Origin of the sequence: Paracoccus sp. Z118, from assembly GCF_019061185.1 — a bacterium.
In the GTDB taxonomy this organism is placed as follows: Bacteria; Pseudomonadota; Alphaproteobacteria; order Rhodobacterales; family Rhodobacteraceae; genus Paracoccus.
Genome location: NZ_JAHQZU010000004.1, coordinates 193,847 through 210,801, shown reverse-complemented (window position 1 = coordinate 210,801; position 16,955 = coordinate 193,847). Strand labels below are relative to the sequence as shown.

16 protein-coding genes are annotated in these 16,955 nt (G+C 70.3%); 13 read left to right on the top strand and 3 right to left on the bottom strand.

The window, feature by feature from the left end:
- Nucleotides 1–174 precede the first annotated feature (174 nt).
- The 6 genes from KTN05_RS05045 to KTN05_RS05020 all read left to right on the top strand — a co-directional run bounded on the left by KTN05_RS05045 (nt 175) and on the right by KTN05_RS05020 (nt 7,344).
- Complete coding sequence (locus KTN05_RS05045; RefSeq protein WP_217328288.1) at nt 175–660, top strand: DUF3576 domain-containing protein; 486 nt, start codon at nt 175–177, stop codon at nt 658–660.
- A 65-nt stretch (nt 661–725) separates the two neighbouring features.
- A complete protein-coding gene (gene leuS, locus KTN05_RS05040) occupies nt 726–3,266 on the top strand; it encodes a leucine--tRNA ligase (RefSeq protein ID WP_217328287.1) in 2,541 nt (846 codons plus the stop codon).
- Nucleotides 3,253–3,744: an LPS assembly lipoprotein LptE gene (lptE, locus tag KTN05_RS05035; RefSeq protein ID WP_217328286.1), complete on the top strand. Its 492-nt coding sequence runs from the start codon at nt 3,253–3,255 to the stop codon at nt 3,742–3,744. Before leuS ends, lptE begins: the two co-directional genes overlap by 14 nt.
- Nucleotides 3,745–3,754: 10 nt before the next feature.
- Nucleotides 3,755–4,783, top strand: a complete 1,029-nt coding sequence (gene holA, locus KTN05_RS05030) for a DNA polymerase III subunit delta (RefSeq protein ID WP_217328285.1) — start codon at nt 3,755–3,757, stop codon at nt 4,781–4,783.
- 11 nt (nt 4,784–4,794) lie between these two features.
- Entirely contained in the window at nt 4,795–6,024 is a 1,230-nt protein-coding gene (locus KTN05_RS05025; RefSeq protein ID WP_217328334.1) for a TIGR03862 family flavoprotein, read from the top strand.
- Between the two features lie 51 nt (nt 6,025–6,075).
- Nucleotides 6,076–7,344 carry an MFS transporter gene (locus KTN05_RS05020; RefSeq protein WP_254367991.1) on the top strand — a complete coding sequence of 423 codons (1,269 nt, stop codon included), beginning with the start codon at nt 6,076–6,078 and terminating at the stop codon, nt 7,342–7,344.
- 5 nt (nt 7,345–7,349) lie between these two features.
- On the opposite strand, the gene KTN05_RS05015 is transcribed toward KTN05_RS05020, so the two are convergent.
- Nucleotides 7,350–8,255: an ornithine cyclodeaminase family protein gene (locus KTN05_RS05015; RefSeq protein ID WP_217328284.1), complete on the bottom strand. Its 906-nt coding sequence runs from the start codon at nt 8,253–8,255 to the stop codon at nt 7,350–7,352.
- On the opposite strand from KTN05_RS05015, the gene KTN05_RS05010 reads away from it, so the two are divergent.
- The 4 genes from KTN05_RS05010 (at nt 8,254) to KTN05_RS04995 (ending at nt 12,182) form a co-directional block, all read left to right on the top strand.
- A complete protein-coding gene (locus KTN05_RS05010; protein WP_217328283.1) occupies nt 8,254–9,246 on the top strand; it encodes a glycosyltransferase in 993 nt (330 codons plus the stop codon). The two genes, KTN05_RS05015 and KTN05_RS05010, sit on opposite strands and share 2 nt — an antisense overlap.
- An 86-nt stretch (nt 9,247–9,332) precedes the next feature.
- Nucleotides 9,333–10,523: an MFS transporter gene (locus KTN05_RS05005; protein ID WP_217328282.1), complete on the top strand. Its 1,191-nt coding sequence runs from the start codon at nt 9,333–9,335 to the stop codon at nt 10,521–10,523.
- Complete coding sequence (locus KTN05_RS05000; protein WP_217328281.1) at nt 10,516–11,571, top strand: glycosyltransferase family 4 protein; 1,056 nt, start codon at nt 10,516–10,518, stop codon at nt 11,569–11,571. Before KTN05_RS05005 ends, KTN05_RS05000 begins: the two co-directional genes overlap by 8 nt.
- Nucleotides 11,568–12,182 (top strand): glycosyltransferase family 29 protein, encoded by a 615-nt coding sequence (locus KTN05_RS04995; protein ID WP_217328280.1) that lies wholly within the window; start codon nt 11,568–11,570, stop codon nt 12,180–12,182. The genes KTN05_RS05000 and KTN05_RS04995 overlap by 4 nt, the downstream gene beginning before the upstream one ends.
- On the opposite strand, the gene KTN05_RS04990 is transcribed toward KTN05_RS04995, so the two are convergent.
- Nucleotides 12,179–12,559 (bottom strand): hypothetical protein, encoded by a 381-nt coding sequence (locus KTN05_RS04990; RefSeq protein WP_217328279.1) that lies wholly within the window; start codon nt 12,557–12,559, stop codon nt 12,179–12,181. The two genes, KTN05_RS04995 and KTN05_RS04990, sit on opposite strands and share 4 nt — an antisense overlap.
- 146 nt (nt 12,560–12,705) lie before the next feature.
- On the opposite strand from KTN05_RS04990, the gene KTN05_RS04985 reads away from it, so the two are divergent.
- The gene (locus KTN05_RS04985; protein WP_217328278.1) at nt 12,706–13,347 is read left to right on the top strand and encodes a carbonic anhydrase; all 642 of its coding nucleotides are present in this window, start codon (nt 12,706–12,708) and stop codon (nt 13,345–13,347) included.
- Nucleotides 13,348–13,551: 204 nt separating this feature from the next.
- On the opposite strand, the gene KTN05_RS04980 is transcribed toward KTN05_RS04985, so the two are convergent.
- Nucleotides 13,552–14,574: an aspartate-semialdehyde dehydrogenase gene (locus KTN05_RS04980; protein WP_217328277.1), complete on the bottom strand. Its 1,023-nt coding sequence runs from the start codon at nt 14,572–14,574 to the stop codon at nt 13,552–13,554.
- Between the two features lie 163 nt (nt 14,575–14,737).
- Between KTN05_RS04980 and KTN05_RS04975 the strand changes: the two genes are divergently transcribed.
- Together KTN05_RS04975 and KTN05_RS04970 are read left to right on the top strand one after the other, a co-directional pair.
- Entirely contained in the window at nt 14,738–16,123 is a 1,386-nt protein-coding gene (locus KTN05_RS04975) for a M17 family metallopeptidase (protein WP_217328276.1), read from the top strand.
- Nucleotides 16,123–16,953, top strand: a complete 831-nt coding sequence (locus tag KTN05_RS04970; protein ID WP_217328275.1) for a C40 family peptidase — start codon at nt 16,123–16,125, stop codon at nt 16,951–16,953. Before KTN05_RS04975 ends, KTN05_RS04970 begins: the two co-directional genes overlap by 1 nt.
- Nucleotides 16,954–16,955: the final 2 nt, after the last annotated feature.

The following is a 16,955-nucleotide window of genomic DNA, read 5'->3' as shown; positions in this document are numbered from 1 at the left end:
ACCACTTGACGAGGCTGTGATGCAGCGGGGCCACAGTCCGTTGCAGGGGCGCGACCACCCGCGCCGCCTCCCGCCATTCGGCGGGGCGCCGCACAAGTGCTTGTCGCGCCGCGGGCAAACACGTTATGCCTTGCCCCGAACGCCCCGCCACGGGGGCCATCGGGATGATCTGCCATGACCGCACCCGCGACCGTAAGGGCCGCCCTGCCCGTCCGCCACAAGCTGCGTCTGGCGCTGGCGCTGTCCGTGACGGCGGCGCTGACCGCCTGCGGCCCGTCCCAGCACGAGACCCGCGCCGCGGCCGAGCCGCAGGAAAGCACGATCTGGGACCTGTTCTCGAACGCCGACAACGCGAACGATACGGTCGCGGTGAACCGCTATCTGTGGAACGCGAGTCTGGAAATCCTGAACTTCCTGCCGATCCAGACCATCGACCCGTTCACCGGCGTGATCGTGACCGGCTACGGCACCCCGCCCGGCGGCGGGCGCGCCTATCGCGCCACGGTCCATGTCACCGACCCGGCGCTGGACGCCCGCAGCCTCAAGCTGTCGCTGATCGGTCAGGGCGGCTCGGCGGTCGCGCCCGACACTGTCCGCGCCGTCGAGGATGCGATCCTGACCCGCGCCCGGCAGATGCGGGTGCGCGACAGCCGCCTGTAAGACGCTGGACCTGACAGGGCCGCGGGGCTAAACCCGCCGGGCATTTCACCGCCCGGAGTCCCGCCATGCCCTATGATCCCGCCCACAGCGAACCGCGCTGGCGACAGGCCTGGGACGACGCCGGCACCTTCCGCGCCGAGCGCAGCGACCGGCCGAAATACTACGTGCTGGAGATGTTTCCCTACCCGTCCGGGCGCATCCACATGGGGCATGTGCGCAACTACACGATGGGCGACGTGGTGGCGCGCTACAAGCGGGCGCAGGGGTTTTCGGTGCTGCACCCGATGGGCTGGGACGCCTTCGGGATGCCGGCCGAGAACGCCGCCATGGAGCAGGGCGGCCATCCGCGCGACTGGACCTATGCCAACATCGCCACCATGCGCGAGCAGCTGAAGCCGCTGGGCCTGTCGATCGACTGGAGCCGCGAGTTCGCCACCTGCGACGACGACTACGTCGCCCAGCAGCAGGCGCTGTTCCTGGATTTCCTCGACGCCGGGCTGATCTATCGCAAGAACGCCGTGGTCAACTGGGACCCGGTGGACATGACCGTGCTGGCGAACGAGCAGGTCATCGACGGCAAGGGCTGGCGCTCGAACGCGCCGGTCGAGCGGCGCGAACTGACGCAGTGGTTCTTCCGCATCTCGGATTATTCCGAGGAGCTGCTGGAGGCGCTGGACCACCTGAACGGCTGGCCCGAGAAGGTCCGGCTGATGCAGGCGAACTGGATCGGCCGCTCACGCGGCTTGCAGTTCCGGTTCGAGACGGTGAACGCGCCGGAAGGGTTCGACCGGATCGAGGTCTACACCACCCGCCCCGACACGCTGCTTGGTGCGTCCTTCGTGGCGCTGTCGCCGGATCACCCGCTCGCCAAGGCGCTGGAATCGGGGGACGCGCGGCTCGACGCCTTCGCCGCCGAGGCGCGGAAGCTGGGAACCTCCGAGGAGGCGCTGGAGAAGGCCGAGAAACTCGGCATCGACACCGGCATCCGCGTCCGTCACCCGCTGGACCCGACCTGGGAACTGCCGGTCTGGATCGCGAACTTCGTGCTGATGGAATACGGAACGGGCGCGATCTTCGGCTCCCCCGCCCACGACCAGCGCGACCACGACTTCGCCCGGAAATACGACCTGCCGATCCACGCGACCTTCGGCGAGCCGGGCTCGACGCTGGATCAGGCCGACGAGCTGGTGGCCGACGCGCCCTATGTCCCGCTGAAATCCGAGCGCGTGACCTATGTCCGCGGCTTCGCGGGGGAGGTCGACCAGACCGGAGAGGCCGCCGTGGACGCCGCCATCGCCCATGCCGAGGCGAACGGCTACGGCGAGGGCGTGACGAAATACCGCCTGCGCGACTGGGGCATCTCGCGCCAGCGCTACTGGGGCTGCCCGATTCCGGTCGTCCATTGCGAAAGCTGCGGCACCGTGCCGGAGGCGAAGGAGAACCTTCCAATCCTGCTGCCGCGCGACGTCAGCTTCGACGTGCCCGGCAACCCGCTCGGCCGGCATCCGACATGGCGGCAGGCGACCTGCCCAAAATGCGGCGGGCAGGCGCGGCGGGAAACCGACACGATGGACACCTTCGTCGATTCGTCCTGGTATTACGCCCGCTTCACCGCGCCCCATGCGCCCACGCCCACGGTGCGCGAGGATGCCGATTACTGGATGAACGTGGACCAGTATATCGGCGGCATCGAGCACGCGATCCTGCACCTGCTCTATTCCCGCTTCTTCGCCCGCGCGATGGTGAAGACCGGGCACCTGCCGGAAACGGCGAAGGAGCCGTTCGACGCGCTGTTCACCCAAGGAATGGTGACGCACGAGATCTATCTGACCCGCGACGAGCGCGGGCGGCCGGTCTATCACCTGCCCGAGGACGTGACCGACGGCAAGTTGGCCGACGGCACCGAGGTGCAGATCATCCCCTCGGCCAAGATGTCCAAGTCCAAGAAGAACGTCGTGGACCCGGTGAACATCGTGCAGAGCTTCGGCGCTGACACCGCCCGCTGGTTCATGCTGTCGGACTCCCCGCCCGAGCGGGACGTGGAATGGACCGCCGCCGGGGCCGAGGCGGCGGCGCGCTTCCTCGCTCGCGTCTGGCGGCTGGCGGACGAGACCGCGGCCGAGGACAAGGACGATCCGGCCCTGACCCGCGCCGCCCACCGCGCCATCGACGAGGTGACGCGCCACATCGAGAGCTTCGCCTTCAACAAGGCGGTGGCGAAAGCCTATGAACTCGCCAACGCCGTCGCCAAGTCCGGTGCCTCGGGCGAGCCGCGCAGGGCGGCGCTGCGCATCCTCGCGCAGCTGATGGGACCGATGGTGCCGCATCTGGCCGAGGATGTCTGGACGATGGCGGGCGGCGACGGGCTCGCGGTGGACGCCCCCTGGCCCAAGGCCGATCCGGCGGCGCTGGTCGATGACGCCGTGACCCTGCCGATCCAGATCAACGGCAAGCGGCGGGGCGAGATCACCGTGCCGCGCGACATGGCCGTGCCGGAGGTCGAGGCGGCAGTGCTGGCCGACGAGACGGTGCAGAAATTCCTGAACGGCCAGCCGCCCAAGAAGCTGATCGTCGTGCCGGGGCGGATCGTCAATGTGGTCGCGTGAACCCTCGCGCCGCAGGGCGCTCGCCGCCGTGGCAGTCCTGCTGCTGGGCGCCTGCGGCTTCACCCCAGTCTATGGCCCGCAAGGCGGGGCGTCCGCGCTGTTCGGGCAGGTCCGCGCCGCCGATCCGCGCACGCAGGACGACTTTGCCTTCATGCAACGCATCCAGGACCGGCTGGGGCCCGAGGGCTCCCGCTACGAGCTGTCCTATCGCCTGACGCTGGCGGTCGCGCCGCAGGCGATCACGCAGGAACAGGTCACGACCCGCTATTCGCTGAACGGCACCGCCAGCTTCCGGCTGGTCGAGGCGGCCAGCGGCGCGGTCGTCGCGCAGGGCCGGGTGAGCAACTTCACCAGCTATTCCACGGTCGGCACCACCATCTCGACCACGGCGGGGGAACGCGACGCGCGCCAGCGCCTCGCCACGATGCTGGCCGATCAGGTTGTGACGCGGCTTCTGGCAGCCGCGCCGACCCCGTGACGCCCGCGCCGTGAACCTGAAGGGGGCAGAGATCGCGCGGTATCTCGCGCGGCCCGACCCGACGCGCCCGGCGCTGCTGATCTACGGGCAGGACGCGATGCGGGTCGCGATGAAGCGGGCCGAGGCGGTCGCCGCGCTGACCGGCCCCAACGCCGACGCGGAAATGCGCCTGAACCGGATCGCGGGCGCCGACCTTCGCAAGAACCCGGCCCAGCTTCTGGACGAGGTGAAGGCGGTCGGCTTCTTCCCCGGCCCGCGCGTGGTGCTGGTCGAGGATGCGGCCGACGCGGCCGCCCCGGCGATCAAGGCGGCGCTGGAGGAATGGTCGCATGGCGACGCGGTGATCGTCGTGGCCGCCGGGTCGCTGACCAAGACATCCGCCTTGCGCAAGCTGTTCGAGGGCCACAGGACCGCCGTCGCCGCCCCCATCTATGACGACCCGCCCGGCGAGGAGGAGATTTCCCGCTGGCTGGCCGACGCCGGTCTGCGCGCGGTTCCCCCCGCCGCAATGCGCGACCTGATGGCGCTGGCCAAGGCGCTCGATCCCGGCGATTTTCGGCAGACCGTCGAGAAGATCGGCCTTTACAAGCACGGCGACGACCAGCCGCTGACCGGCGAGGAGATCGCCGCCCTCGCCCCCGCCACGGTCGAGGCGGATGTGGACGACCTGATCCACGCCGCCGCCGAGGGGCGGTCGGGCGATCTCGGCCCGCTGATGCTGCGGATCCAGACGCAGGGGATCCTGCCGGTGACGATCTGCATCGCCGCGCTGCGCCATTTCCGGGCGTTGCACGCCGCGGCCTCGGACCCCGGCGGGGCGGCCGCGGGGCTGTCGCGGCTGCGCCCCCCCGTCTTCGGCCCGCGGCGCGAGCGCATGGCGCGGCAGGCGCAATCCTGGGGGATGCGCCCGCTGGAAGACGCGCTGCACCTGCTGCTGGACACCGACCTGACGCTGCGCTCGTCGTCCCGTGCCCCCGCGATGGCGGTGATGGAACGGGCGCTGATCCGCCTGGCGATGATGCCCCGAGGACGGCGGTGACGCCCGAAAGGGTGGAGGCGCTGATCGTCGGTGCCGGACCCGCCGGCCTGATGGCGGCCGAGGTGCTGTCGGCGGCCGGTGCGCGGGTCGTGATCGCCGAGGCGATGCCGACGCCGGCGCGGAAGTTCCTGATGGCGGGGAAGTCGGGGCTGAACCTGACGAAGGATGAACCGGCGGCGGCGTTTGCTGGGCGGGTGCAGGGGGGCGCTGCCCCCGCGTCCGTGCCGGACGCTCCCCCGGGATATTTTCGGACAGAAGATTTGCAGGGGATCGTCGCCGGATGGGGGCCGGCTGAGGTCATGGAATGGGCGCGCGGCCTTGGCGCGGGGCTTTTCACCGGCTCCACCGGTCGGGTGTTTCCCGTGGTGATGAAGGCCTCGCCATTGTTGAGGGCGTGGCTTGCGCGCCTGGGCACGCAGGGCGCGGAGATGCGGACCCGCTGGCGCTGGAGCGGCTTTGACGGCGCGGCGCTGGTGTTCGACACGGCGGAGGGGCGGCGGCTCATGCAGCCGGATGTCGCGGTTCTGGCGCTGGGGGGCGCGAGCTGGCCGCGGCTCGGCTCGGACGCGGCATGGGTCCCGTGGCTGCGCGGGGAAGGGGTGGAGGTCGCGCCGTTCCGCCCCGCGAACATGGGTTTCCGGGTGGACTGGTCCGCGCAGATGACGCGTTTTTCGGGGGCGGCGGTGAAGGGGACCGCGCTGACCGCCGGTCCGCTGTCCAGCCGGGGCGAGTGGGTCGTCACCGCGCAGGGCGTGGAGGGCGGCGGCATCTATGAGGTCTCTGCCGCGCTGCGCGACAGGGCGCCGGGATTTGTGGATCTCGCGCCCGATCTGGATGGTGGGGCGCTCACCCGACGGCTGAGCCAGCCGCGCGGCAGGCTGTCGGTCGGGAACTGGCTGCGGCGGGTGCTTGGCGATCCGCTGCGGGTCGCGCTGCTGCTGGAATGGGGGCGGCCGCTGCCCGAGGAACCGGCGGCGTTGGCGGCGCTGATCAAGGCGCTGCCCCTGCACCATGCGGGGCTGATGGGGCTGGACCGGGCGATCTCCTCGGCGGGCGGGGTCGCGCTGGCCGGCCTGTCGTCCGATCTGGAGCTGCGCGCCCGGCCCGGCATCTTCGCGGCAGGCGAGATGCTGGACTGGGAGGCGCCGACGGGCGGCTATCTGCTGACGACCTGCCTCGCCACCGGCCGCCATGCCGGGCGTGCCGCCGCCCGGCGGTTGGAACACCCCGCGGCAGATTGACGCTGCGTCCCAAGCGGCGCAGATGTGTGCCGTTCGCTGCGGAGCCTGCCCATGTCCTCGCTTGCCATCCCCTCGTCCCGTCTGTTCACGCCCGTCCTGATCGGCGGCTGCATCATCCTGCTGATCAACTTCGCCCTGCGGGCGAGCTTCGGCGTGTTCCAGATCCCGGTGGCCGAGACCTTTGACTGGCCGCGCGCCGAGTTCAGCCTTGCCATCGCCATCCAGAACCTCGCCTGGGGCATCGGCCAGCCGATCTTCGGCGCGCTGGCGGAGCGTTGGGGGGATCGCTGGGCGATCATCCTGGGCGCGGGGCTTTACTCGCTGGGGCTGCTGATGACGGCGCTCGCCACCACGCCCGAGTTGATGCAGCTGTGGGAAATCGCCGTGGGGTTCGGGATCGCGGGCACGGGCTTCGGCGTGATCCTTGCGGTGATCGGCCGGGCGAGCAGCGACAAGAACCGCAGCCTGGCGCTGGGGATCGCCACCGCCGCCGGGTCGGCGGGGCAGGTCCTCGGGCCGCCGCTGGCGCAGGGCCTGCTGGCGGTCATGCCGTGGCCGCAGGTGTTCATGGTCTTCGCCGGGCTGATCCTGACGACGCTGCTGTTCCTGCCGCTGCTGCGCTCGGGCCAGCCGGCCAGCCGGGCCGAGCTGGAGGAAAGCATGGGCACGGTCCTCAAGCGCGCCTTCAGGGACCCCAGCTATCTGATGATCTTCGCCGGGTTCTTTTCCTGCGGCTATCAGCTTGCCTTCATCACCGCCCATTTCCCGGCGATGATCACCGAGATGTGCGGCCCGATCGGGGCGGACAGCCCGCTCGCGGCGCTGGGGATCACCACCACCTCGGCGCTGGGGGCGGTCGCGATCTCGCTGATCGGGCTGACCAACATCATGGGGTCGATCTTCGCCGGGTGGCTGGGGACGAAATACAGCCGCAAGTATCTGCTGGCGGGGGTCTATACCCTGCGGACTCTGATCGCGGCGTGGTTCATCCTGACGCCGATCACACCGCTGACGACGGTGCTGTTCTCGCTCGGGATGGGGGCGCTGTGGCTGGCGACGGTGCCGCTGACCTCGGGCCTCGTCGCCTATATCTACGGGCTGCGCTACATGGGGACGCTGTATGGCTTCGTCTTCCTGTCGCACCAGCTCGGCTCGTTCCTGGGCGTGTGGCTGGGCGGCAGGCTTTACGACCAGTATGGCGACTACACCCTCGTCTGGTGGGTCGGCGTGGGGATCGGCGCGTTTTCCGCGCTGATCCACCTGCCGATCCGCGAGATCCCGATGGGGCTCAGGCCACAGGCCGCCGCCGCCCCGGCCTGAACCGCCTACGCGTTCGCGACCGACTGGATGTATTTCGCCGTCATCAGGTCCAGATGCGCGCCGCCGCCGTTCTTGGCGACCGTGATCTCGTCGTCCGAGCGGCGGGAATAGGCCCCGGCGGGCAGATCATAGAAATCCGCGACGATGTCGGTTTCCGCGATTACCCCCTGATCCAGCGGGATCTGCACCTCGCCGATATGGCCGATGGTCGTGGCGCGGCTGTCCACGAACAGGCGGGCGCGGCGCAGCACCTCGTCGTCGGCCTCGCGCATGTCGGGGCGGTAGGCGCCGATCAGATCGACATGGGTGCCGGGGGAAAGCCAGTCGCCGTGCAGCAGCGGGGCCGTGCTCATGGTGGTCGTGGCGATGATCTCGGCGTCGCGGACGGCGGGCTCCAGATCCGCCGCCGCTTTGGCCCCGACCCGCTGCGCCAGCGCCTCGGCCGAGGCCGTGGTGCGGTTCCAGACCGTCACCTGCGCGTCGGGGATCAGGGCGCGATAGGCGGCGACCATGCTGGCGGCGACGTTGCCCGCGCCGATCACCAGCACCCGCCGCGCGTCCTTCCGCGCGAGGCGGCGGGCGGAGAGCAGGCTGTCACCGGCGGTCTTCCATTTCGTGACCAGATGGAAATCCACCAGCGCCTCTAGCTGGCCCGTCACATCGTCCAGCAGGTTGACGACGCCGTTCACCATCGGCCGGCCCGCGCCGGGGTTGCCGGGAAACACCGTGGCGGGTTTCACCGCCAGCCCCAGCCCGTCGATCCAGGCGCTGCGGGTCAGCAGCGTGTCGTCGCCGCGATAGAGGAAGCTGTCCGCGACCTGCGCGCGCGGCAGCTCGTGCCCCGCGGCGAGCGCGTCGGTCAGGGCGATCCAGTCGAGCCGCGCCTCGATCTCGGGTCCGATGATCTGCATGAAGTCCCTCGCTTTGATTGACGGCAAACTAGACGCGCGGCTGCGCTTCTGCCAGAGGCGGATCATGCCGCAGGACGACGCCACGCCTCCCCGAGTCACCGTGCTGATGGCGATTCATCAGGGCGCGCGGTTCCTGCCCGAGCAGCTTGACAGCATCGCCGCGCAGGAGGGGATCGACTGGCGGCTGGTCGTCAGCGACGACGGCTCGACCGATGGCGGGCCGGGGATCGTGCGGGATTTCGCCACCGCGCATCCCGGCCGCGTCGCGCTGCGCAACGGGCCGCGCCGCGGGGCCGCCGCCAATTTCCGCGCGCTGATGGCCGATGCGGGCGGGGCCGGGTTCACCGCCCTCGCCGACCAGGACGACCGCTGGCACGCGGGCAAGCTGGCCCGCGCCGCCGCCGCGCTGCGGGCGGTGCCGGAGGGCATGCCCGCCATCTGGTGCAGCCGCGTGGTGATCTGCGATGCGTCGCTGGCCCCGCGCGGGCTGTCGCGCCTGCCGCGCGCCGCGCCCTCGTTCCGGCATGCGCTGGTGCAAAACATGGTGCAGGGCAACACGCTGATGATGAACCGCGCCGCGCTGGCGCTGATGCGGGCGGCGGATCGGCTGGCGGGGCCGGTCGTCATGCATGACTGGTGGACCTATCAGATCGTCAGCGGCGCGGGCGGGCGTGTCATCTTCGACGCGCGCCCCTCGGTCGATTACCGCCAGCACGGCGCGAACGCGGTGGGAAGCGATGGGCCAGCCGCCCAGATCGCCCGCATGCTCCGCGGCAGGCATGCGGAGTGGAGCCGCCAGAACCTCGCCGTCCTGACCACCTGTGCGCCGTTGCTGACGGCGGAGAACCGCGCCCTGCTGGCCGAGTTCGCCCGGCTGCTGAACGGCAGCCCCGCCCAGCGCCTCGCCGCCATGCGGCGGGGCGGGTTCCACCGGCACGGCGCATTCTCGCAGGCGGCGCTGTGGGTGGCGGCGGCGCTGGGGCGGGTCTGAGCGTCCCGCTTCGGGGTTGCATCGGCGCTGCCGCCTCTGCATCGTCGCGCCGGGTGGGCAGGTCGCGGGCGGGACGCAAGCAGGACGTGAGCGCATTTCTTTCGATCGGCACCATCGCCCTGACGCTGGGCTATGTGCTCAGCCAGTTCTATCGGGCCTTCCTTGCCGTGCTCAGCCCGACGCTGCGGGACGAGCTTGGCGCGACCGCCGGCGATCTCGCGCTGTCGTCGGGGATGTGGTTCATCACCTTCGCCGCCGTGCAGCCGGGGGTGGGCTGGGCGCTGGACCGCTTCGGCCCGCGCCTGACGGTGTCGGTTCTGCTGGCGCTGGGGGGCGGCCTCGGCGCGGCGGTCTTCGCGGTGGCGAGCCAGCCCTGGCATCTGCATGTTTCGCTGGGATTGATCGGAATCGGCTGCGCCCCGGTGCTGATGGCGGCCTACTACATCTTCGCCCACGACTATCCCCGCGCCCAGTTCGGGGCCCTCGCGGCGGGGATCGTCGGTTTCGGCTCGGCTGGCAACATCCTCGGCGCGGCGCCGCTGGTCTCGCTGATCCAGTGGGCCGGCTGGCGCGAGACGCTGTGGCTGCTGGTGGCGGTGACGCTGGCCGTGGCGGCGCTGCTGGCGCTGACCGTGCGCGATCCGCAGCATCACGGCGGGCGCCCCTCGGGCAGCCTGCTCGGCATCCTCGGACTGCGGGCGCTCTGGTTCATCCTGCCGCTGTTCTTCGTCAGCTACGCCTCGTCGGCGGCGATCCGGGGCCTCTGGGCCGCGCCCTACATGGTCGAGGTCCACGGCGCGGGCGACCGGCTGGTCGGGATCGCCACGCTGGTCATGGGGATCGGCATGGTGGCGGCGAACTTCCTCGCCGGGCCCGCGACGCGGGCGGCGGGCTCGATCCGGCGGGCGGTGATCTGGGGGCACCTGATCGGGATCGCGGCCCTGACGGGGCTGTGGCTGCTGCCGGCAGCGAGCGTTCCGCTGTCCGTCGCCCTGCTGGGCGCGGTCGGGGTGACGGGCGTCAACTATGCGCTGGTCATCACCCATGCGGGCAGCTTCCTGCCGCCGCATCTGGTCGGTCGCGGCGTGACGGCGCTGAACATGGTATCCATCGGCGGGGTGGGCCTGGCGCAATTCGTCTCGCGCCCGGTCTATCGCTGGGCGCAGGAGGGGAATAGTCAGGCCGAGGCGTTCTCGCTGCTGTTCCTGTATTTCCTCGCCCCGCTGGCCCTTGGCCTGCTTCTGTATCTTCTCTCACCCGAGGCGCCCGATGCCTGACCCAAGCCGCCCCCGCGCCGAGTTGATCGAAGTCGTCGCCCCGAACCTCAAGCGGCGGCTGTCCGGCGTTACTGCCACGGTGGTGCGGCTGATCCCCGTGCAGACGCGGATGATCGGGATCGTGGCGACCGGACCGGGCCTGCCCGATGACCTGCCGCATATCCCGCTGACGCGGGCGGCCACGCTGCCCGCCGACCGCTGGCGGATTTGGCACGCCCGCCGCAACACCGAAATGGCGTTGGGGCTGATCCTGCGGCACCTGCTGCGGCGGCGCTATCGGCTGCTGTTCACCAGCGCGGCGCAGCGCAAGCATACCGGCTTCACCCGCTGGCTGATCCGCCGCCAGGACGCGCTGATCGCGACCTCGCCCCAGGCCGCCAGCTTTCTGGAGCGTCCCGCCACGGTGATCCTGCATGGCGTCGATACGCAGGTCTTCCATCCGGTCCCCGACCGGGCCGCCCTGCGCCGCGATCTTGGGCTGGACCCGGACGCCATCCTGATCGGCTGCTTCGGCCGGGTCCGGGCACAGAAGGGCGTGGACCTGCTGGTGCAGGCGGCGCTGGAGGTCTTTCCCCGCCACCCGCGCGCGCAGCTGATCTTCACCGGCCGCATCACACCGGACAACCGCGCCTTCGTGGGCGAGCTGACCGCCCGTGCGGAGGCGGCCGGTCTGGGTAGCCGCATCCGCTTCCTCGGCGAGATCCCGTGGGAGGAGGTGGTGCGCCACTATCAGGCGCTCGACCTCTTCGCCGCCCCTGCGCGGTGGGAGGGGTTCGGCCTGACCCCGCTGGAGGCGATGGCCTGCGGCGTGCCGGTGATCGCCAGCCGCGCGGGCGCCTACGAGACGCTGATCCGCGACGGCGAGACCGGCTCGCTGATCCCGCGCGAGGATGTGGGCGCGCTGGCCGGGGCGCTGGAGCGCTGGGTCGCCGACGACGAGGGCCGCGCCCGCGCAGGCGAGGCGGCGCGCAGCCACGTCTTCCGCAACCACGCCATCGAGGGCGAGGCGCGGGCCATTGTCGATGTCTATCTGAAGCTGCTGCAATGACCCCCCTCGGCTTCTACATCGCACGGACCTTGCGGGATGAGGCCCGCATGGCGGCGCTGTCCGTTCCCGCCTCGGCGCTGCTGGACGAGCTTTCCGGCAAGCGCGTGGCGCTGATCGGCAATTCCCGCGCGCTGGCGGAGCAGCGGCACGGCCCGGCGATCGACGCCGCCGGTCTGGTGATCCGCATCAACCGCGCGCCCATGCCTTCGCCGGAAAGCCACGGGACGCGCACCGACTGGCTGGCGCTCGCCACCCGGCTGCCCGATGCCGACCGCGCCCGGCTGTCCCCCCGCCGCGTCCTGTGGATGTCGCCCAAGCGCAAGCGGCTCGACTGGCGCACGGCCAGCGCCCTCGGCTTCTACCTGCATCCGCTGAACGATTATCGGGCATTGATGCAGCGGCTCGGGGCGCCGCCCACCACCGGCGCGATGATGATCGAACTTGCACTGCGCTCCGACCTCGCGCGGCTCGACCTCTACGGCTTCGACTTCTTCGCCTCGCAGTCGCTTTCGGGGCGGCGCACCGCCGGGCAGGTGCCGCACGACTTCCCCGCCGAGGCGGAATGGGTCCACGGCCTCGTCGCATCCGATCCCCGGCTGCACCTGAACTAACCCACCAGATCCGCATCGTCCCAGATCTCGGTCAACGAGCGGCGGCCGACCCGCATCAGCCGCCCCAGCGTCGCGGCCAGCGCCGGCTGGTCGCCATGTTCCGCGCAGCGCCCCACATCGACCGCGACCCCGGCGAGCGTGACCAGCCCCAGCTGCCACGCCAGCCGCGCGACGGCCTCGGCCTGCGCGACCACCGCCGCGCCGTCGCCCGACAGCGCCGCCGCCCGGACCGCGCCGAGGCCCGCGGCAAGCTGTTCCAGCGCCGCGCAGATCACCGATTCGGCCGCGCGTTCGCCAAGCTCATCCATGATCTCGTCCAGCCGCTGCCCGTCGAACCGGACGTCCTCGGTGATGTCCAGCCTGGCCAACTTGTCCATTCGGCGCCTTGCCCCGCGTTGTGAAGGTCTGACCGGCACATTGTCACGGAGCGGTCAAGAAATGCTTACGGCGCAGCGGGAAAGCCCCTCGAAATTTACCGGTCGGCAGCTTAAGACTTTCCGCGACCCAACAGCCGAGGGCGTCCATGCCGACCTATTCTCCTCTGCCCAGCTATCTCGTCCAGCGCTTTCACGGATGGAAGGCGACCCAGTTCGCCGAGAACGGCGCTTGGTACCGACGCCTTGCCGAGGACGGCCAGCGGCCCCGCGCGATGGTGATCTCGTGCTGCGATTCGCGGGTCCATGTCACCTCGATCTTCGGAGCCGACACGGGCGAGTTCTTCATCCACCGCAACATCGCCAACCTCGTGCCCCCCTATGCGCCGGACGGCCAGCAGCACGGCACCTCGGCGACGGTGGAATACGCGGTGAAGACGCTGCGGGTCGCGCATCTGATCGTGGTGGGCCACACCCGCTGCGGCGGCGTCGCGGGCTGCCATGCGATGTGCTCGGGCCAGGCGCCGGAACTGGAGGAAAAGACCAGCTTCGTCGGCCGCTGGATGGACATCCTGCGCCCCGGCTACGAGCGGGTGAAAGAGCTGCCAGAGGACGTGCAGGTGGCCGAGCTGGAAAAGCAGGCCGTCGTCGTCTCGCTGGAGAACCTGCTGACCTTCCCCATCGTCGCGGACAAGGTGAAGTCGGGCGAGATGAGCCTGCACGGCCTCGTCCACGACATCGGCAACGGAACCCTGCTGCAGCTCGGCCCGAACGGGTTTTCGCTGGTCTGAATGCCCTATGGAAAAGGCGCCCCGAGGAGCGCCTTTTTATCATTTCCAATCAGATCGGCCCGCGCTGCCCTGCGCTCGCGCGATCGGCGTCCGAGGCCGCAAACTGTCCGCCCGGCTGTTTGCGGTCGCCCCTCCGCCGGCCCTCCGCTTGCGCTCCGGGCGTTCGCGGGGGGAAAGGTCCACTGGACCTTTCCCTGATCCGGCTCACCCCTTCTTCAGCACCCGGCTGCCCAGCAGTTCCGCGATCTGCACCGCGTTCAGCGCCGCGCCCTTGCGAAGGTTGTCGCTGACGCACCACAGGTTCAGGCCGTTCTCGACCGTCGAGTCCTGCCGGATGCGCGAGATGAAGGTCGCAAAGTCGCCCACGCATTCGATCGGGGTCGCGTAGCCGCCGGGTTCGCGCTTGTCGATGACCAGGATGCCCGGCGCCTCGCGCAGGATGTCGCGGGCCTCGTCCTCGTCGAGGAAATCCTCGAACTCGATGTTGATCGCCTCGGAATGGCCGACGAAGACCGGCACCCGCACGCAGGTCGCCGTGACCTTGATCGCCGGATCGACGATCTTCTTCGTCTCGACGACCATCTTCCATTCCTCCTTGGTCTGGCCGTCTTCCATGAAGGCGTCGATCTGGGGAATGACGTTGAAGGCGATCTGCCTCTGGAACTTCTTGGGCTCGACCTCCTGACCGGGGACATAGATGCCCTTGGTCTGGGTCCACAGCTCGTCGATGCCTTCCTTGCCCGCGCCGGAAACCGACTGGTAGGTGGACACCACCACCCGCTTGATCCGCGCCCGGTCGTGCAGCGGCTTCAACGCCACCACCATCTGCGCGGTCGAGCAGTTGGGGTTGGCGATGATGTTCTTCTTCGCATAGCCGTCGATCGCCTCGGCGTTCACCTCGGGCACGACCAGCGGCACGTCCGGGTCGTAGCGATAGAGGCTGGAGTTGTCGATCACGACGCAGCCGGCCTTGGCAGCGATGGGGGCGTATTGCTTTGTCGCCTCCGAGCCGATGGCGAACAGCGCCATGTCGTAGCCGGTGAAGTCGAAGCCCTCGATGTCGCGGGTCTTGAGGGTCTTGTCACCGTAGCTGACCTCGGTCCCGAGGCTCCGGCGCGAGGCGAGCGCCACCACCTCATCGGCCGGAAACTCGCGCTCCGCCAGAATGTTGAGCATTTCGCGGCCCACGTTCCCCGTGGCCCCCGCGACGACGATCCTGTAACCCATCGACGTCCCTTTCACGAACAAGACGGGCGGCCATACCCAATAATGCGGCGGAAGTGAAGGCTGGACCGCCGCAATGGGTATTTGGACCAGAAAGAAGCAGCCGGGGTTTCTTTCTGGCTCAAATACCCACAGAACATTGCCGCAGGACCGACAGGAGCCATTCATGACCGAGCCCGCCTTCGCCGCTCCCGATGCCGCAAGCCGCCCATTGTGGCTGGTGCCGCAAGGGCCGGACGGGCCGGTTCTGCCGGATGGGGTGGACCCGGCTTGGCCCGCGGCGACCGGATTCGCGGGCAAGCCGGGGCAGGTCTGCCTGTTGCCGGGGGATGGCGGACTCAAGGGGGCGCTGTTCGGGGTCGGCAAGCCCGCGTCCCCTGCGGATCGGCCGGCGCGCGAGCGGTTCACGCTGGCGAAAGCCGCCGATGCGCTGCCGGCGGGCGACTGGCACATCGCCGGGATGCCCGAGGGGTATGACGCCGCGCACGGGGCGCTCGGCTGGCTGTTCGCGCAGTATCGGTTCGACCGCTACAAGAAAGGCGAGCCCGCCCGCGCCCGGCTGGTCTGCCCGGACGGCGTGAATGCCGATCTGCTTATCGCGCAGGCGGCGGGCGAGTATCTGGCTCGCGATCTCATCAACACACCAGCGTCTGACATGGGGCCGGACGCGCTGGAGCAGGCTGCGCGCGATCTAGCCGGACGGCACGGCGCGACCGTCGAGGTGATCGCCGGGGAGGACCTGCTCGCCCGCAATTTCCCGATGATCCACACCGTCGGTCGGGCCGCCGCGCAGGCGCCGCGGCTGATCGACCTGCGCTTTCCGGGGGAAGGCCCCGCCGTCACGCTGGTCGGCAAGGGGGTCTGCTTCGACACCGGCGGGCTGGACATCAAGCCCGCATCCTCGATGGCGCTGATGAAGAAGGACATGGGCGGGGCGGCGAACGTGCTGGGGCTGGCCGAGACGCTGGCGCGGCTGGGTCGCGCGGGCGGCTTGCGGGTGCTGATCCCGGCCGTGGAGAACGCCATTTCCAGCAACGCCTTTCGTCCCGGCGACGTGCTGACCAGCCGCAAGGGGCTGACGGTCGAGGTCAACAACACCGACGCCGAGGGGCGGCTGGTGCTGGCCGACGCGCTGGCGCTGGCGGCCGAGGAGAAGCCTTCGCTGCTGGTCAGCATGGCGACGCTGACGGGGGCGGCGCGGGTGGCGCTCGGCCCCGACCTGCCGCCGTTCTTCTGCGACGACGACCGTGTGGCCGAGACAATTTGTCAGGCGGGCCGGGACAACGCCGACCCGGTCTGGCGGATGCCATTCTGGGAGCCCTACGAGGCGATGATCGAGCCCGCCATCGCCGATCTCGACAACGCGCCGGGCGGCGGATTCGCGGGGGCGATCACCGCCGCGCTGTTCCTGCGCCGCTTCACCGAAGGGGCGGGGAGTTACGTGCATTTCGACATCTACGGCTGGCAACCAACCGCCGCCCCCGGCCGTCCCAAGGGCGGCGTGGGCCAAGGGATGAGGGCGATCCTGCACGCATTGCCGGGGCTGCTCTGATGGACCGCCGGCTGACCCCCGCGACCGAACGCATCGCCCTGAAGGGCTCGGGGATCGAGCGGGACGCGATCACCGATGGCCAGCCGATGCGCGTGGCCGTTCCGTTGGCCGACCTGCGCCGCGCCCCGGACGGCGCCCGCGACCGCCAGCTTCTGCACGGCGCGGACGTGACAGTGATCGAGGAACGGGACGACTGGGCCTTCGTGCAGGCTGCCGTGGATGGCTATTGCGGCTGGGTCCGCGGCGAGGCCCTCACGGACAGGCTGCCGCCGATCACCCACCGGGTCAGCGCCGCGGCCACGCATCTCTATCCCTCCGCCAGCTTCAAGCAGGACGAGCGGGCGCTGCTGTCGATGGGCGCGCGCCTGTCGGTGACGGGGTTCGACGGCAGGTTTGCGCAGCTGCATGACGGCCTCCATGTCCCGCTCCAGCATATCAGCGACACCCCGGCCGACGATCCGGCCGCCGTGGCGCTGTCGCTGCTGGGCACGCCTTATCTCTGGGGCGGCAACTCGCGGGGCGGCATCGACTGCTCGGGGCTGGCTCAGGCCGCGCTGCATGGCTGCGGCATCGCCTGCCCCGGCGACAGCGACATGCAGGCCAAGGCGTTCCCGGAAACGGAGACCATCCGGCGCGGCGATCTGCTGTTCTGGCCCGGCCATGTCGCGATGGCGCTGGACGCCCGCACCATGGTCCACGCCACCGCCTGGACCATGTCGGTCATCACCGAGGACATCGCCGCCGCCACCGCCCGCATCGATGCCTCGGGCGACGGGCCGTTCCGCGGCGCACGCCGGCCGCCGCTGGACGCGCGGATCGCCTTTCCGTAAAT

What these genes read in the sequence shown, in the direction of transcription:
- KTN05_RS05015 (WP_217328284.1), bottom strand. Translation starts at nt 8,255, where the DNA reads ATGCAGATCATCGGACCCGAGATCGAGGCGCGGCTCGACTGGATCGCC.
- KTN05_RS04990 (WP_217328279.1), bottom strand. Translation starts at nt 12,559, where the DNA reads ATGGACAAGTTGGCCAGGCTGGACATCACCGAGGACGTCCGGTTCGAC.
- lptE (WP_217328286.1), top strand. Translation starts at nt 3,253, where the DNA reads ATGTGGTCGCGTGAACCCTCGCGCCGCAGGGCGCTCGCCGCCGTGGCA.
- KTN05_RS04970 (WP_217328275.1), top strand. Translation starts at nt 16,123, where the DNA reads ATGGACCGCCGGCTGACCCCCGCGACCGAACGCATCGCCCTGAAGGGC.
- KTN05_RS05000 (WP_217328281.1), top strand. Translation starts at nt 10,516, where the DNA reads ATGCCTGACCCAAGCCGCCCCCGCGCCGAGTTGATCGAAGTCGTCGCC.
- KTN05_RS04995 (WP_217328280.1), top strand. Translation starts at nt 11,568, where the DNA reads ATGACCCCCCTCGGCTTCTACATCGCACGGACCTTGCGGGATGAGGCC.
- KTN05_RS05020 (WP_254367991.1), top strand. Translation starts at nt 6,076, where the DNA reads ATGTCCTCGCTTGCCATCCCCTCGTCCCGTCTGTTCACGCCCGTCCTG.
- KTN05_RS04980 (WP_217328277.1), bottom strand. Translation starts at nt 14,574, where the DNA reads ATGGGTTACAGGATCGTCGTCGCGGGGGCCACGGGGAACGTGGGCCGC.
- leuS (WP_217328287.1), top strand. Translation starts at nt 726, where the DNA reads ATGCCCTATGATCCCGCCCACAGCGAACCGCGCTGGCGACAGGCCTGG.
- KTN05_RS04985 (WP_217328278.1), top strand. Translation starts at nt 12,706, where the DNA reads ATGCCGACCTATTCTCCTCTGCCCAGCTATCTCGTCCAGCGCTTTCAC.
- KTN05_RS04975 (WP_217328276.1), top strand. Translation starts at nt 14,738, where the DNA reads ATGACCGAGCCCGCCTTCGCCGCTCCCGATGCCGCAAGCCGCCCATTG.
- KTN05_RS05045 (WP_217328288.1), top strand. Translation starts at nt 175, where the DNA reads ATGACCGCACCCGCGACCGTAAGGGCCGCCCTGCCCGTCCGCCACAAG.
- KTN05_RS05010 (WP_217328283.1), top strand. Translation starts at nt 8,254, where the DNA reads ATGAAGTCCCTCGCTTTGATTGACGGCAAACTAGACGCGCGGCTGCGC.